This window comes from Streptomyces sp. NBC_00316 (assembly GCF_036158715.1).
GTDB lineage: Bacteria > Actinomycetota > Actinomycetes > Streptomycetales > Streptomycetaceae > Streptomyces.
Genome location: NZ_CP108023.1, coordinates 2,388,324 through 2,403,307, shown reverse-complemented (window position 1 = coordinate 2,403,307; position 14,984 = coordinate 2,388,324). Strand labels below are relative to the sequence as shown.

General features: G+C 67.6%; 14 protein-coding genes and 2 pseudogenes. 11 read left to right on the top strand and 5 right to left on the bottom strand.

The genetic code is table 11. From position 1 onward, the window contains the following. Positions 1 to 208: 208 nt before the first annotated feature. Positions 209 to 693: pseudogene (locus tag OG878_RS10580) on the top strand (DUF6461 domain-containing protein). Beyond that, a pseudogene (locus tag OG878_RS10575) lies at positions 684 to 991 on the top strand (transposase); the annotation flags it as partial. The pseudogenes OG878_RS10580 and OG878_RS10575, both read left to right, overlap by 10 nt. A 499-nt stretch (positions 992 to 1,490) precedes the next feature. Here OG878_RS10575 and OG878_RS10570 read toward each other — a convergent pair. Then, positions 1,491 to 1,865 (bottom strand): hypothetical protein, encoded by a 375-nt coding sequence (locus tag OG878_RS10570; RefSeq protein WP_328886551.1) that lies wholly within the window; start codon positions 1,863 to 1,865, stop codon positions 1,491 to 1,493. A gap of 1,006 nt (positions 1,866 to 2,871) precedes the next feature. Between OG878_RS10570 and OG878_RS10565 the strand changes: the two genes are divergently transcribed. The 5 genes from OG878_RS10565 to OG878_RS10545 all read left to right on the top strand — a co-directional run bounded on the left by OG878_RS10565 (position 2,872) and on the right by OG878_RS10545 (position 7,181). After that, positions 2,872 to 4,113 (top strand): cation:proton antiporter, encoded by a 1,242-nt coding sequence (locus OG878_RS10565; protein WP_328886550.1) that lies wholly within the window; start codon positions 2,872 to 2,874, stop codon positions 4,111 to 4,113. Continuing rightward, entirely contained in the window at positions 4,100 to 4,495 is a 396-nt protein-coding gene (locus OG878_RS10560; protein WP_328886549.1) for a hypothetical protein, read from the top strand. Before OG878_RS10565 ends, OG878_RS10560 begins: the two co-directional genes overlap by 14 nt. Further along, positions 4,492 to 5,790, top strand: coding sequence for an ArsB/NhaD family transporter (locus OG878_RS10555; RefSeq protein WP_328886548.1), 1,299 nt, complete (start codon positions 4,492 to 4,494; stop codon positions 5,788 to 5,790). The genes OG878_RS10560 and OG878_RS10555 overlap by 4 nt, the downstream gene beginning before the upstream one ends. Before the next feature lie 420 nt (positions 5,791 to 6,210). Continuing rightward, positions 6,211 to 6,717 (top strand): CBS domain-containing protein, encoded by a 507-nt coding sequence (locus tag OG878_RS10550; RefSeq protein ID WP_328886547.1) that lies wholly within the window; start codon positions 6,211 to 6,213, stop codon positions 6,715 to 6,717. Then, positions 6,714 to 7,181, top strand: coding sequence for a hypothetical protein (locus OG878_RS10545; RefSeq protein WP_328886546.1), 468 nt, complete (start codon positions 6,714 to 6,716; stop codon positions 7,179 to 7,181). The genes OG878_RS10550 and OG878_RS10545 overlap by 4 nt, the downstream gene beginning before the upstream one ends. Before the next feature lie 85 nt (positions 7,182 to 7,266). On the opposite strand, the gene OG878_RS10540 is transcribed toward OG878_RS10545, so the two are convergent. Then, positions 7,267 to 8,772, bottom strand: coding sequence for a SulP family inorganic anion transporter (locus tag OG878_RS10540; protein ID WP_328886545.1), 1,506 nt, complete (start codon positions 8,770 to 8,772; stop codon positions 7,267 to 7,269). A gap of 403 nt (positions 8,773 to 9,175) precedes the next feature. Here OG878_RS10540 and OG878_RS10535 point away from each other — a divergent pair, with 403 nt between their 5' ends. Further along, positions 9,176 to 9,598 (top strand): MerR family transcriptional regulator, encoded by a 423-nt coding sequence (locus OG878_RS10535; protein ID WP_328886544.1) that lies wholly within the window; start codon positions 9,176 to 9,178, stop codon positions 9,596 to 9,598. Positions 9,599 to 9,883: 285 nt separating this feature from the next. Here the strand turns inward: OG878_RS10535 and OG878_RS10530 are convergent, their stop codons facing one another. Together OG878_RS10530 and OG878_RS10525 are read right to left on the bottom strand one after the other, a co-directional pair. Continuing rightward, positions 9,884 to 10,318: a universal stress protein gene (locus tag OG878_RS10530; protein ID WP_328891202.1), complete on the bottom strand. Its 435-nt coding sequence runs from the start codon at positions 10,316 to 10,318 to the stop codon at positions 9,884 to 9,886. A gap of 329 nt (positions 10,319 to 10,647) precedes the next feature. Next, positions 10,648 to 11,145 carry a nitroreductase family deazaflavin-dependent oxidoreductase gene (locus OG878_RS10525; RefSeq protein WP_328886543.1) on the bottom strand — a complete coding sequence of 166 codons (498 nt, stop codon included), beginning with the start codon at positions 11,143 to 11,145 and terminating at the stop codon, positions 10,648 to 10,650. A gap of 161 nt (positions 11,146 to 11,306) precedes the next feature. Here OG878_RS10525 and OG878_RS10520 point away from each other — a divergent pair, with 161 nt between their 5' ends. The 3 genes from OG878_RS10520 to OG878_RS10510 all read left to right on the top strand — a co-directional run bounded on the left by OG878_RS10520 (position 11,307) and on the right by OG878_RS10510 (position 14,017). Beyond that, positions 11,307 to 12,395 carry a PP2C family protein-serine/threonine phosphatase gene (locus OG878_RS10520; protein WP_328886542.1) on the top strand — a complete coding sequence of 363 codons (1,089 nt, stop codon included), beginning with the start codon at positions 11,307 to 11,309 and terminating at the stop codon, positions 12,393 to 12,395. Between the two features lie 34 nt (positions 12,396 to 12,429). Beyond that, on the top strand, positions 12,430 to 12,966 hold the full coding sequence (locus OG878_RS10515) for a MarR family winged helix-turn-helix transcriptional regulator (protein ID WP_328886541.1): 537 nt from the start codon (positions 12,430 to 12,432) through the stop codon (positions 12,964 to 12,966). A gap of 358 nt (positions 12,967 to 13,324) precedes the next feature. After that, positions 13,325 to 14,017, top strand: coding sequence for a hypothetical protein (locus OG878_RS10510; RefSeq protein WP_328886540.1), 693 nt, complete (start codon positions 13,325 to 13,327; stop codon positions 14,015 to 14,017). On the opposite strand, the gene OG878_RS10505 is transcribed toward OG878_RS10510, so the two are convergent. After that, the gene (locus OG878_RS10505) at positions 14,018 to 14,752 is read right to left on the bottom strand and encodes a DUF4142 domain-containing protein (protein ID WP_328886539.1); all 735 of its coding nucleotides are present in this window, start codon (positions 14,750 to 14,752) and stop codon (positions 14,018 to 14,020) included. It lies immediately after the preceding gene. Between the last annotated feature and the right edge of the window lie 232 nt (positions 14,753 to 14,984).

Sequence of the window (14,984 nt, the reverse complement as noted above, 5' to 3'; positions counted from 1 at the left end):
GAGCTCTGCCAAGGGGTTCTATCAGTCTAAGCAGAGGGCGCTTTCTGCGTGAAGGGTGTCGCAGACGCTGCCGCCGCGAGCCCCAACCCCTTCCGCCACCCCGCCTGACGGGGGACCCGATCCACCCCCACAGCAATGCCCAACACCTGCCAGTCGCCCAAGGACTTGGGTAGTCATCTGTCACAGGCGCCTGGCAGCATGGCCGCTCATGAACGCTGAGTCGGCCAGTCGCTCCTGGCTTCGGGACTTCCACGGTGGCTACCTTCTTGAGGGATACACCCTGACACTGGTCCGGGGGATCTCCCCACAAGAGTTCCTCGACCGCATCGGTGCCAATCCGACCGGAGATTTTGATGGTTTCGAAGCGTTTGCGGCCCGAGATGATGAGTTCCAGGAAGATCAGACGGACTGGGGCGACTTTATGTTCGTTGGCGCCACCCGCGTCCTGGGCAAAGACGCTGATTGGTCCTCGCCTTGGAAATCAACGGCGGCATCGAGACCGACGGCATGAAGGACGCCACCCGTGGCACCCTGGCCGTCTCCCACTTCCGCAGTCCTGACGCCAGCACCCTGTTCTCCTGGTGGGAAGACGGCGAACTGCGTACCCGGTTCGAAGGTGTACTCCACCGGGAGGGCACCACTCCTGACGAGCTCGTCGACCTCATGCTCCATGTGGGCTGTGACTCGCCGTGATCGTGTTCGTGGCCACGTCAGGCTGCACGTGGCAGCAGTTGCCCACTGCTTCGTTCGGGCCATCGGGGGCTACGGCTCATCGGCGTTTCTCCGAGTGGACGAAGGCCAGGGTGTGGGCCGAGCTCCACCGCCTGGTCCTCGACGAACTCGGTGCCCGCGGCGAGTTGGACTGGTCGCGCTGCGCGATCGAGTCGGTGAACATGCGGGCCCTGAAAAGGGGGATCTGACAGGTCCGAATCCTAATGGGCGGCGAAGCGAGTCATCGCTATCCGAATCCCGAGTGATAGCTCTTTCGGTAGACCGCGAGGATCGGTTCGTAGCGGCCGGTGCCGGGAGAACCGCAGAGAAGCCCAGGGAGTGGATCCCTATTTGAGTCGGTCCCCGGCACCGTCCGACGCCGCCGCGCTCTGATGGTCGGAGCCATTTCTGAAGTCCAGGGACGTTGAGCCCCGCGGAGACAGGCAGGCCCCGCCTTCCAATAGCCACGTCGCATCCGGCCCGATGATCGGATCGTTGTTGTTCGTGGTCCGAGCTATCCGCAGGGACCACCTCTCACGACGCCCGGGCCTTCCAGCGCTCGCCAAGACTGAGGGCCCTGCGGGGAGCTGGAAGACTTCCTGGCTCACCTGCCCGGATCGTAGCGACAATACGATTCGCCTCTGGGCTCCGAAAGATTCGCGCACCGGGCAATCCTTGAAGGCCGCAGTTTTCCAGATACGTCTGCGTCAGCTTTTGCGTGACCCGACAAAGGACCGCCGCGTCGCGGGTGGTACTCCGCGACGCGGCGGTCGGTCGTGCTACTCGGAGGGGCGTTCACCGTCAAGGGGATGCGTGCGCATCCTGAGGCGGTACTGGATGAGCCACGCCGAATCGAACAGACGCCGGGTGTAGGGGTCTCCCTTCGGCATCAAGGGCGGCAGCCCCAGTTCCTTGCGCTGCTCATAGTCCTCCATCACGTTGTGGCGTCCTGCTTCCACGACGAAGGCCGAACTCACAGCGAGCGCGAAGAGCACGGTCCCCCACGCCTGAGTGAGCAGCATGCTCGCCACGACGGCGGCCACCGCAAGCGGAGAGAGAGCCCACAGGCGAAGTTGCCGGGCAGGCAGCCGTGTGCGCAGAAGCTGTGGCAGAGCAACGGTCCCGAGCACCGCCACGATCGTCCATGGACTCACCAAAGACCTCCGTATCGGCTCCTGTAGCCCCGTTGTTGCGCGCCGCGCCGATATTTCCGGCGAGGGTCCGATGGTAGGAGACGTGGTGCCGAAAGAAGCCTTGGCCCCGTCTGCCGAAACTGCGGAACGTGCGTGTTCTGCTGGTGGCTCGCAGGTGCCGCCCGCCGACGTAGGACATTCCTGCGGCGAACGCGGAACCGGCGGCATTGCGCCATTGCCCGTTGGCCGCGTACGCCACGCCCTGGTTCATGTGTTCCCACGGCACCGCTACGACTGCAGCGATCCGGCACTGGTTCTGAGCGAGCTCAATCCTTCTGCACTGACGCCCGGGAGAAGAGCAACACCGCGACAAGCTGAGCGACGGAATGGACGCCCGCTGACCATGGCTGAGGCACGGTCTTTTGGGCGCCAACTGCCAAAACGGCGAGCACGAGCCAGCTCACGAGAAGCCACGGACGTTTCATGGCTGTCCTGGTCACGACGGTCCAACGGCTCCCGAAGCCTTCTCGCGCCGATCCCATGGCCAGAGCTTAACCCCCTCCCATGGCGTAGGACTACGGCGAGCTCTCGTGATCCGTCGGACAGCACGTAGCTCGACCTCGAGTTGCACGCGGCAACCAGCCTGGTCACGCTCCTGCGGTGATCCGCTGTCGACGTCAGCGTCGACTGCACTCTGAGGGAAGGCCCGCCTTACGGATCCTTGGGGTTCGGTATGAATCACCAGAGGATCCTCGGCCCCTTTCTGACGCCCTGGCTCCTGTCGTTCGACGCGCAGGTGTGACTGCTGATCGTTGCCGCACTGCCCCTGTGCTGCGTGTCATGTACGCGTTCGAGCGGCGTCCTCGGCCTCAGTCGTTGCCGGGTCCCGGCAATCGTGAGCCGTCCAAGGCGTCCGTCAGCAACCCGTCAGCAACGCGTATGGGACGTGTAAAGTCCGCCGTGGTGTGCCGGGAAGCCTGGTCGGCGAATTCGAGAGAGCTCTCTTTACCGATCGGGGGACACCCTCATGGTGCTCGTTGCTGTCTTTGGAGTCGCACTGCTCGTCGCGGTGCTGCTGTCCGGGCTGGCCGCTCGTACGGTCCTGTCCACGTCGTTGCTGTTCCTCGTCGGCGGGGCGTTGGTCAGCGACGGCTTCCTCGGTCTGATTCACATCACGCCGGACAGTGACATCGTCGCGGTCACTGCGGATCTCGCTCTGTTCGCGGTGCTTTTCACCGACGGAATGCACGTCTCCTTCCCGAAGCTGCGCGCGAACTGGAAGAACCCGGCGCGGGCTTTGGGCCTGGGCATGCCGTTGGCGTTCGTCGGGATGGCCCTGGTCACGCACTACGTGGTGGGGCTGGACTGGACGACGTCGTTCCTGGTCGGCGCGGTACTGGCGCCGACCGACCCGGTGTTCGCCTCGGCAATTGTCGGGCGCAAGGAAGTCCCGGCCAAGTTGCGGCAGTTGCTGAATGTCGAGAGCGGCATCAACGACGGCCTCGCACTACCCATCGTCCTCGTCCTCATCGCCGCCGCCGGCCCCACCGCCGGCCACGCCGAAGCCTCGCTCGGCAAGATCGCCCTGGAGCTGGGCCTCGGACTCGCCCTCGGCATCATCCTCCCGCTGCTCGTCGTCAGCCTCGTCCGCTTCCGACTGCTCGGCGCGGAGCCCAAGCTGCAGCCACTGCTGCCGCTGGCCATCGGGATCACTGTGTACGGGCTGTGCCACCTCACCCACGCCAACCCCTACCTCGCGGCGTTCTCCGCAGGCGCGGTTCTCGCCGCGGCCTCTCCGGAGGCGAGGACGGCATTCGAGCCGCTCGGTGAGGCGCTCGCGGAGCTGGCCAAGTTCGCCGCGCTGCTCGTCTTCGGAGCCCTGCTCACCCCGCGGCTCCTCGGCGACCTTTCCTACGGCGGGTACCTCGCCGTGGTCCTGGCGATCGTGCTCATCCGCCCGGTATCGCTGCTGATATCGCTGATCGGGACGCGGTTCGACCGCAGGGAGAAACTGGTCGCAGCCTGGTTCGGTCCGAAGGGCTTCGCGTCGGTCGTGTACGGCCTGCTGGTGCTGCAATCCGGCATCCCGCAGGGCCAGGAGGCGTACACACTGATCGCGGTCTGCATCGCGGCCTCGATCATCGCGCACAGCAGCACCGACGTCCCGATCGCCCGCCTCTTCAATGTCGAGGACCTGGCAGGCATCCCCGCCGACCACGACGCAGCGGAAGTTCCCCACGGCAGGGAGGCCGGCCATGTTCGCGCGTGACCCCGCAGAGCGGGCGGCGGATACGGCACGGCTGCTCGCCGGGCAGCTGCCCACGCCGCTCGTGCCCGACACGGACCAGCGGCCGTACGCCATGGTGCCGGGCTCCCAGCTCATCAAGCAGCTGGTACACGACTACGTCGCCGCCGTGATCGATGACCGGCCCCTCGCCGAGGCCACGAAGAACATCGCGGGCAGGACCGAGATCGAGTGGCTCCCACCTCGGACGTACACCAGGCCCGACGCGGGAGCCCTGCAGGTGGCGACACTCATGGCTCGGACACGCAGTCCGCTGGTCGCCGTCGAGCGGGACGGGGACCAAGGCCGGCTGGTGGGCGCCCTCACGGCCGCCCGCCTGATGGAACGACTCATCGGAGAAATGTGAACGACTGGCAGAGCTGGGCCTCGATCGCCGTCTTCGTCGGCACGTATGCCCTGATCATCAGCGAGAAGATCCACCGCGTGGCGGCCGCCCTCGGTGGCGCCGGGCTGATGCTGGCGATCGGGGCAACCGACGACAAGTCGGCCTTCTACTCGGAGCACACCGGCATCGACTGGAACGTCATCTTTCTGCTCATGGGCATGATGATGATCGTCGGCGTGCTCAAGAAGACCGGCATGTTCGAGTACCTGGCCATCTGGTCCGTCAAAAGAGCGAAAGCCAGACCCTTCCGTGTGATGGTCATGCTGATCGTGATCACCGCGGTTGCCTCGGCGCTCCTCGACAACGTCACCACCGTGTTGCTCATTGCCCCGGTGACCCTGCTGGTGTGCGAGCGTCTCGCGCTGCCCGTGGCACCGTTCCTGATCGCTGAGGTCTTTGCCTCCAACATCGGCGGCACCGCCACCCTGGTCGGCGACCCGCCGAACATCATCATCGCCAGCCGGGCCGGACTGACCTTCAACGACTTCCTCGTCCACCTCGCCCCGCTGTCCGCGCTACTGATCGCGGTCCTGATCGCCCTGTGCCGCTTCCTGTTCCGCAAGTCCTTCCTCTACGACGAGGACCGCGCAGCCGAGGTGATGGAACTGGAGGAGCGCGAAGCCATCCGTGACCCCCGGCTCCTCGTCCAGGGTCTGGTCGTCCTCGCCTTGGTCGTCGCCGGGTTCGTGCTGCATCCGGTGCTGCACTACGCGCCCAGCGTCGTCGCCCTGCTCGGCGCCGGCCTGCTCGTCGCCCTGTCCACGGCCGAGACCAGTGATGTGCTCAAAGAGGTCGAGTGGCCCACGCTGGCCTTCTTCGCCGGACTGTTCATCATGATCGGCGGGCTGATCGAGACCGGCGTGATCGGCGAGGTATCCCGGGCCCTCGCGAACGCGATCGGCGACAACGAACTGGGCGGCTCCATGCTGCTGCTCGGCGCCTCCGCCGTGCTCTCCGGCATCATCGACAACATCCCGTACGTCGCCACCATGGCCCCCATCACCAGCGACCTCGTCCAGGCGATGGGCGGCGACACCAACCACGTCATGTGGTGGGCCCTCGCCATCGGCGCGGACCTCGGCGGCAACGCCACCGCGATCGGCGCCTCCGCGAACGTCGTCGTCCTCGGCATCGCCGAACGCAACCGCACCCCGATCTCCTTCTGGCAATTCACCAAGTACGGCCTCGTCGTCACCGTCGTCACCGTGGCCATCTCCGCGGTGTACGTCTGGCTGCGCTACTTCGCCCTGGCCTGACCGATGACGACCTGGGCACAGGCGGGACTCGGATGCGGCATCGTCGTTGTCGCATTCGTCATACGCACCGCACTCGGCGAGATCCGCCAACCCGGCACCGCCCGACAGCAATTGCGGTCCTTGGCCAACACGACGGCGGTGGCGGCGGGCGTCCTGTCCGCTGCTGGCCTCGGTTCGGCGGTGGCCGTGACTGAATTGAGTCCGGGCCATGCGGCATGGGCGCTGCTGGGCGGGATCTTGACCGCTTTCATCGTCGACCGGCTCGGGATCTGTCGGACCGGGACCGGCAAAGCCGGCGGCGGGAGAGCTGCTGAGTCTTGCGCCGTTGGACCCATATATTTCGCGTCAGGGTCATCGCCGGAATCTCGGATATGGACGACGCTGGTTACAGGCACATTCTGAACAGACGAGGAGCCGGTCGTGCACGCACGAGACCTGGCAGTTGAGTACGAATCGGTGAGCGTCGACAGCGACGCCTTGGAGGCGGCCAGGCTGATGGCCGAGCACAAACTCCCGGGCCTCCTGGTGCTCGACCAGCACGGCGAGCCCAAAGGGATCCTCCCGGCCTCCCAGATGGTCAAGGCCTTGGTTCCCGCGTATGTGATCGAGGACCCGACACTGGCCGCGGTCGTCGACGAGAAGCACGCCGACCGGCTGTGCCAGGCACTGGTCGGACGCACTGTCGGCGACTGCCTGCCCACCGCCGCGTCCCCGCCACCGATCGCCGCCCCCGACGACACCGCACTGGAAGTGGCAGCGCTCATGGCCCAGGTCCGCAGCCCGCTGGTGGCCGTGGCCGAGAAGGCCAAGGACGGCACCCACCTGCTCGGCGTGATCACCGCCGCCCACCTGCTGCACGAACTCCTCGGCGCCGTCGGCGGCGACGACGGAACGAAGCGGACACCGACCGGCGACGGCAGCGCGTGACCAGCGCTCTCAGGGCGGCGGCCCATAGCGGTGCGCCCATCAGCGCGTCCTCCATCGCCCGGCGGGCCGGGGCGGACCCGGCCTTCCAGTACTGCCAGCGGGACCTGCTCGCTCTGGTGCACGCCTCCGAACTCGAGCTCTCCGAACAGAATCCAGCGGGTTCCACCCCGGTCAGCCGTGCCTCGCTGCAGGCCGGCCTGGCCAACGCCCAGGCCCGCAACACCCCTCTCGTTGCCCCTATCCAGCAGCCGGGGAAGCGCCTGTCCCAGGCTCTGGGGCAGCAGGTCTGGCGCGAGTCCGGCCTGGGTGCCCCCGCCGACATCGAGGGCCTCCAACAGACAATCACCCGGCTTGAACAGGGCACCACCGAACTGACCGTCGCCTTGGAGGAGCGCGAAGCCGAACTGGAGGCCGCCCGAGAAGTCAACCGTCAGCTGACCAAGGCACTCAACCAGCACGAGTGACTAGGCGGTTGGGACGGACCCTGCAGAGCAAAGGACCCCGGCGGTGTGCCGGGGTCCTGCTGTGCTGTGCGGGGTGCAGGACGGGTCAGTGGCTGCCGGTGAGCTCGCCGCTGAGCTTGCCGTGGAGGTCGGCGCTGGGGTCGTTCAGGCCGATGATTTCTACGGTTTTGCCGCGCTGGGTGTACTTGGTCTCGATGGCGTCGAGGGCGGCGACGGAGGAGGCGTCCCAGATGTGGGCGGCGGTGAGGTCGATGACGACCTTGTCCGGATCGGTGGCGTAGTTGAACTGGCCGACGAGGTCGTTGGAGGAGGCGAAGAACAGTTCGCCGGTCACGGAGTACACCACGCTGGTGCCGTCGGGGTCGGTGACGGCGGTGACGTGGGCGAGATGGGCGACGCGCTTGGCGAAGATGACCATGGCGGTGAGGGAGCCGACGACGACGCCGATGGCGAGGTTGGAGGTGGCGACCACGACGATCACGGTGATGACCATGACAGTGATCTCGCCGACGGGCATCCGCCGAAGCGTCTTCGGGGCGATGGAGTGCCAGTCGAAGGTGCCGAAGGCGACCATGACCATGACGGCGACCAGGGCGGCCATGGGGATGTCGGAGACGACCGGGCCGAAGACGACGCACAGCACCATCAGGAACGCGCCGGCGAGGAAAGTGGAGAGGCGGGTGCGGGCGCCGGAGACCTTCACGTTGATCATTGTCTGGCCGATCATGGCGCAGCCGCCCATGCCGCCGAAGAAGCCGGTGACGATGTTGGCGATGCCCTGGCCGATGGACTCGCGGGTCTTGGAGGAGTGGGTGTCGGTGATGTCGTCGACCAGCTTGGCCGTCATCAGGGACTCCATCAGGCCGACCAGCGCCATCGCGAGGGCGTAGGGGGCGATGGTGGTCAGGGTGTCCAGGGTGAACGGCACGTCCGGCAGGCCCGGCACCGGCAGTGAGGACGGCAGTTCACCCTTGTCGCCGACCGTGGGCACCGCGATCCCAGCGGCGATGGTGATGACGGTGAGGATGACGATGGAGACCAGCGGCGCCGGGATCACCTTGGTGACCTTCGGGAAGAACGCCATCAGCGCCAAGCCGCCGATGATCAGGGGGTAGACCGCCCAGGGCACGTCGTGCATCTCGGGCACCTGCGCCATGAAGATCATGATGGCGAGGGCGTTGACGAACCCGGTCATCACCGAGCGAGGCACGAACCGCATGAGCTTGGCCACGCCGACCGCACCCAGGACCACCTGGAAGACACCGGCCAGGATGACGGTGGCGATCAGGTAGCCGAGACCGTGGTCACGGTTCATAGGAGCGATCACTAGGGCGACCGCGCCGGTGGCCGCCGAGATCATCGCGCGGCGCCCGCCGACGATGGAAATCGTGACGGCCATGGTGAACGAGGCGAACAGACCGATCGCCGGGTCGACACCGGCGATGATCGAAAACGAGATCGCCTCCGGGATCAGTGCGAGGGCGACGACCAGGCCGGCCAGGACTTCGGTGCGCCAGACCTCCGGGTTGTTCAGCCAGTCGGGGCGCAGGCCACGCAGCCGCGTGGCGGGTGTCACTGCGGAAGAAGACAAGGAGATGCGTACCTGTCGGTCTCAGGCACACCCCACTGGCGGGCCGGGTGTGCGGGGAGGACACGCAGGGGCCGGACCGGCACCCCGCGGACGGCCCAAACGGACCGGAAGTCGAAGGGGAACGATGGAGCCGGAGCCTGGCGCGGGCGCGCGGCCGTGCGGCTCACATCCGGGGGCGGAGGGTCACGGCGGGCAGGCGGCGGCGATCGGTGTCATCGGCTCGCGCACGCTCTCTCCTGCAAGAATGGGATATTCGCCGGGGGCGCCATCGGCCCCGGAACGGCAGTGGCGGGGCAACCGGGCCGCCCTCACCGACACCAACTCTACCCTAACGTTAGAGTAGAGGTTGGCGAGGCCGTACGGGACGCGCCCCGCCACGACGGGAAAGGCCAGGACCACGGGCGTGGACGACAAGCACATGCAGATCGGCGAAGTCGCCGCGCGGACGGAGCTGTCCCTGCGCACCATCCGCCACTACGAGGAGACCGGCCTGGTCATCCCCTCCGCCCGCTCCCAGGGCGGATTCCGCCTCTACACCGAGACCGATGTCGCCCGCCTCATGGTCATCCGCCGCATGAAGCCCCTCGGCTTCACCCTGGACCAGATGCGCGACCTCCTGGACGCCACCGACCGCCTCGACGCCGGCACCGGTCTCGAGGCCGCCGAACGCGAGGCGCTCCTGGAGCGCGTGCACACCTACCAGGAGGCCGCGGCCGAACAGGTCCAGAAACTGCGCGTCCAGCTCGTCCGGGCCGAGGACTTCGAAGCCACTTTGCGGGCCCGCGTGGAGCAAGCCACCCCGGCCGCTGCGGCGGCACGGGACTGACATCACCCCACGCCTATGGCTGGCGCGAAGGCTCGAGTCCCTACCCCGCGGCAGGTTCGGTGTGCCCCGTTGACGACCGCATGCGCACTGGGATCACGTGCGGTGAGCTGGAAAACGTGGTCGGCATGATGTCCCTTCTGCAACGGAGGCCCTGTCGATGACCTAGACCTCGGTCGTGCTCACCGCCTGGCCGTGACCTTCCCGGCGCTCAATGTTTCCAGTAGCGAAGTCCAGGGCTTCACACGGAGGTCGGTGCTCTCGAAACGGCGGGCTTCTGGCCGCGCGTCACGTTGTCTGCGGGCGTACGACCAGGACGGGGCAGGGCGCGTGGTGGACGCAGTGCTGAGCGGTGGAGCCCAGGAGCATCTCGGCGAACCGGCCGTGCCCGCGACTGCCGACGACGAGTAGGTCCGCCTCACGCGCTGCCGCGAGAAGCACCGGGGCAGGATGGCCCTCCTCGACCCTGGCGTCGACGGAGAGCTGCGGAGTCGGGCCCAGTACTCCGTTGATCGCGGAGTCGAGCGTCTCGCGAGCGCCTGCCGCGAAGTCCACGTCCGAGTAATCGGGCAGGTATCCGTAGGTTGGCGGCAATCGCCACGCGGTGACCACCCGCAGAACGGCCCCAGTGGTCTCGGCATGCCGCGCTGCCCACCGCAATGCCTTCTTGCTCACCTCGGAACCGTCCACGCCGACAACGATCAACCGCTGGTCACCAGTCATCCTCGTCGGCGACAGTAGTGCCATGAGACTTTTGCCCTTCGAACCAGGACACGACCGGATCTGGCGCCCATCGACAGCGAGCGGCAGACCAGCTCACGTAGGCATGGCCCCACCAGGTCGAGCGTGGTCGTCAGCACCACCGACGGCCAGCGGACCTCCGCCGAACGGGGCAGCGCCTGTGGGCCGCCTTGCGGGACACCGAACGGATGACCGGCGTCCCTCACGGGAGTGCTGGCGTCCCCTCACGGGAGTGAGAGACGAATGATGATGGCCCCAAGGGCGAAGGATTTCGTTCCAGGAGTCGCGCCGGACCCGTGGTGTTGCAGTGTTCAGAACGACCGGGGTCCGGCGTCGTCCAGTTGTACGAACGGGATGGCGCCGCCGGCGTCTCGGAATGCGGCCTCGCTGCCGTCGGCGGCAAGGTCGAAGAAGGCGCACAGTCGGCGGGCGGTCCGGGGGTGCCGCCGACCGTAGCGTGCCATGATCTCGGCTCCGTCGTCCGGCGTGAGGAAGTAGGCGGTGACGGCGTGGTGCCGGTTGCCGAACTGGATGACCGTCTTCGGCTCTGCGCGCAGATTCCGGTACCAGTCCGATCGTGGCCCGAAGCCGGAGGCCACGGTCCAGCTGCCGCCGGCCGGATCGTGCGCCACGACTTCGAGAACCGCGCGGCGGTCGAGCCCGGTGGCCCGGCCGGTGTGGTGCAGCAGGAGTAGTCGCTTGCCGAACACCGGCGCCAGCCCCATACGGAAGAGGTGGATCGGCAGCCGTGCGGCCTGGCGTCGCCATCCGGCCGGGAGTAGGGACGGCTTGGGGTCGGTCTGAGGCATTTTCGCCCTTCCCGGGGGACTGAAATGTCTGCTCCCGGCCTCGATTGGGTAAAGGGTCGGGCCGAGAGGCGCTTCGTCAAAGAAACCTTTGCATAGTCTAAAGGAGGGGGCGTCCGCCGCAAGGGCGGCTCTCGATCGATGCGACACCGATGGAGAACGTCATGACCCTGAAGAGGCCGACGTCCAGTTCCGCTGTGCTGTCCTGGATGCCGGTGGCGGCGATGGTCGTGGTGGCGGCTGCCGATGTGCTCGCCGGACCGGGAGTGGGTTTTCTGCCCTTGGTGTCCCTCGGGCCGGCGTTCGCCGGGCTGCTCGGCGGTTGGCGGCGTACGGCGCTGATCGGCGCGGTGGCTCTGGTGCTCTGCGTCGGACTCGGGCTGTACGACGGGTTGTTCGAGGAGCGCCGGGGGTTCACCGCGATGGCGTCGGTGGCGGGCGTCACCGGTGTGGGCATCGCGGCAGCAGTGATGCGGGGCCGCCGGGAGGTGGAGCTGGCCAATGTGCGGTCGATCGCGGAAGTGGCTCAGCGGGTGTTGCTTCGGCCGGTGCCACGGACTGCGGGGTCGCTGCAGGCGGCCGTGTCCTACACCTCCGCCGTGGCGGAGGCACGCATCGGCGGTGACCTGTACGAGGTGGTCGCCTCGCCACACGGTGTGCGGGTGATCGTCGGGGACGTGCAGGGCAAGGGGCTGACCGCGGTGGAGACGGCGGCCGTGGTGCTGGGCGCGTTCCGGGAGGCGGCGCATGACGAGCCCGATCTGGTCGGACTCGGCGAGCGACTGGAGCGCAGCGTGGCCCGGGAGCTGGAGGGGGAGAAATTCGTCACTGCCGTCCTCGCGGAGATCGCCTCGGACCGCGAGGTCGTCTTCCTCAACTACGGCCACCCGGCTCCCATGGTCGTACGCCAGGACGGGACCTTGGACTTTCCGCAGCCGCCCTCCTACGCGCTTCCACTGGGCCTGGGCGCACACGGGATCGAGGGGCCCAAGCCGCATCGGGTGGCCTTCGCCCCCGGCGAGCAGCTGCTCCTGTACACGGACGGGGTCACCGAGGCCCGTGACGAGAGCGGCTCGTTCTACCCCCTTGGTGAGCGGGCGCACCTCCTCAAAGACCCTGACGCACACGGCGCCTTGGAGGCCCTGCGCGCGGACCTGATGCGGCACACGGCCGGGCCGCTGCACGACGATGCCGCGATGCTGCTGCTCCGCTATCACGGACATGGGGAAGGAAAATCTGTTCCCATCGAGTGAGTGGGCAGCGAGTTCGGCACGGTAGAAAGGACGTATGCCGGAGCGCGAGACCCCTGCTGGGGCCATGGATGATGTCGATGCTGTGACGAGGGCGGTCCTGACCGCGTCACGGCTGCTCGTGGCGGTATCCGCCCGCTCTCTCGCCGAGGTCGAGGAGCGAGTGACCCTGCCGCAGTTCCGGATGCTGGTCGTGCTCTCCACGCGGGGTGCCACCAAACTGGTCGGGCTCGCCGATCTGCTCCAGGTGGCACCCTCGACCGCCATGCGCATGGTCGACCGGCTCATCGCGGCCGGGCTGGCCGACCGGCAGACCAACCCCGGCAACCGCCGCGAAACGCTGCTGCAGCTCACGGAGGAGGGCCGACGCACCGTCGAGGATGTCACCGCCCGGCGCCGTTCCGAGATCGCCGCCGTCGTCGCACGGCTCCGTCCGACGCAGCGGCTGGCGCTCGTCGAGGCCCTCAACGCCTTCAACGAGGCGGGCGGAGAGCCCTTGGCCCCTGCCGCGGACGACCCGGAGCCGCACCCGCTCGGCTGGATCGTGGACGGCGCGATGGTGCACGACGCGTGACCGTCTGCGGCTGAGACTCCGGTTTCCGGTCGGTCGGCTCTTCTCCATGCCGGGAACTTTCGCAGCGGCGGCGCAGGACTCCTGACGCCCACGTGACACACCGGTGTCGCCACCCCGGTTCTTCTCTGTCACCGCATTATTTTGCATAATGCAAAGGAAGAGTGAGCGGGAGGCTTCACTGCCGAGATCCGGCAACGTCGGCCACGCGACCGTGTCCGGCCCGGGGCAGGGTGGATTCCCACCCCGAGCGGCAAGATGCGAGGCCGTTGACGGACGAGAAACGACGCTAGGGGGTGGGACACGCGTGCGCCGACTGCGTCACTTCCCGCGCGCGGCGGAACCCCACCTTTCGACCCACTTGCGAACCACGGTGTGGGGGCCTGCCGAATTCGTCGGCCTGCCGCCCTGGGGGTTGGTCAGGGAGGGGATCCTTGCCGGGGGGTTCGGTGTCCTGATCATCGTCGGCACAGGGGCCGTCGGCATCTGGACCGGTGCGTCCGCGCTGGCTGATGGCGAGGCGGGCCTGGTGGGTGCCGGCGCCCTGGCCCTCTATCTCGCCTTCGTGCGGGCCGGGCGGGCGCTGATCGGCATTGTCGCGGTGCTCGGCGTGTGTCTGGCGCTCCGTGCTCCGCAGGCCGCGGCGGGCGTCGTGCTGGCCGACCGGGGGCGCGTGCAGTCCGTGGTGGTCACATCCGTCGACAGCGGTCGGCAGGCTGCCGCCGGCCGCAGCCGCTACCTGTGCTCGGTGGCCGACCAGGACGGCGTACCGCTCAAGGTCCGCATCTGGCGCGGCTGTGGCCGGACCACCCGGCCGGGTGACGCGCTCGCCGTCGTCTACGACCCGGAGGGGCGGGTATCGCCGCGCGGAGTGCAAGCGGGGGCGACGGCGACGGGACCACTTCGCGGCCTCGCCGCCCTGGCCGCCGCGCTCGTCGCCGGATGTGTGATCGCGCTCGTACGCTCCTACCGCCTCACCCACACGCTCTCCGCTCCGTCACACCCCTTCACCGATGCAGATGTGTCCGGTCACCGTCCAGCCGACCGCAGGTGATCAGCCCGTCATGGGTGTCGGTGACGGCGTATGCACGTTCAGGTCCGGACGCGCTCTGAGGGCGAGGACCGGTGTTCCGGGCTGCGGTGGCGGCGGGGTGAGTTGGGCCTTGGGAAGTTTCGGCGGGGTGGTCTGCTGGAAGTTGACCTGGTCGAAGTTGACCAGGCCGGTCTTCTCCAGCACGGTGATGTGATCCAGAACGGTGTCGTTGGCCAGGTCGGCCAGCTGGCGCACCAGAATGTTCTCGGTGCTCGCGCGGATCTTGGCGATGACCGGGAAAATCTGCCCGTGGGTCACGCGCATGATGTTGACCGCGGTGGAGTCGAACTCCTTGCCGTTCTTGGAGTCGGCGGTTGCCACGAACTGCTGCTGCTGCGGGGTCGCCTGGTTGGGGAGGGTGATGTTCAGCTCGGGGGCGATCCTTCGGCATAGCTCGTCGAGGCCGGCATGCCCGACGACCAGGTGTGCGCCGGCCTCTTTCATGGCCGCTGTCGTGCCCCGCTGCATCGCAATTTCACCGAGGGGGTACTCCCACAGTCCGGCCGAGCGGACCTTGACCACGAAGTCCCGGTCGGCTTCGGTCAGCGGACCGTACCGGGTGTTGGCGATGATGCGCGATGTGGACGTGGTCGCGTTCTGCACGCCGAGCATGGCGGGATAGGCGAGCGCAGCGAGGGTCAGGATCAGCGCCCCGACCACCATGGCGGTTCCTATCCAGTTGCGCGAGTTGGGCATGCTGCCTCCAGGCGTGAGTGGTTCTGCACGCCAGGGGGTACGGACGCGTCGGGTGGATTCATCATTGCGCTGGGTAAAATTTGCATCCTGCTATGTGTTGTGGGTCACGCAATAGTCGCGTGGCGATGCGGAACGGTTCGTGGCAGTTATGGCCAGGGCCAACTCGCCATGCTGGTCGATCGCTTCGGCGCCATTTCGCACGGGCCTGCAGGTCCTGCCTGGAGCGCCGGGG

What these genes read in the sequence shown, in the direction of transcription:
- OG878_RS10565 (WP_328886550.1), top strand. Translation starts at nt 2,872, where the DNA reads ATGGTGCTCGTTGCTGTCTTTGGAGTCGCACTGCTCGTCGCGGTGCTG.
- OG878_RS10530 (WP_328891202.1), bottom strand. Translation starts at nt 10,318, where the DNA reads ATGACTGGTGACCAGCGGTTGATCGTTGTCGGCGTGGACGGTTCCGAG.
- OG878_RS10560 (WP_328886549.1), top strand. Translation starts at nt 4,100, where the DNA reads ATGTTCGCGCGTGACCCCGCAGAGCGGGCGGCGGATACGGCACGGCTG.
- OG878_RS10515 (WP_328886541.1), top strand. Translation starts at nt 12,430, where the DNA reads ATGCCGGAGCGCGAGACCCCTGCTGGGGCCATGGATGATGTCGATGCT.
- OG878_RS10505 (WP_328886539.1), bottom strand. Translation starts at nt 14,752, where the DNA reads ATGCCCAACTCGCGCAACTGGATAGGAACCGCCATGGTGGTCGGGGCG.
- OG878_RS10525 (WP_328886543.1), bottom strand. Translation starts at nt 11,145, where the DNA reads ATGCCTCAGACCGACCCCAAGCCGTCCCTACTCCCGGCCGGATGGCGA.
- OG878_RS10520 (WP_328886542.1), top strand. Translation starts at nt 11,307, where the DNA reads ATGACCCTGAAGAGGCCGACGTCCAGTTCCGCTGTGCTGTCCTGGATG.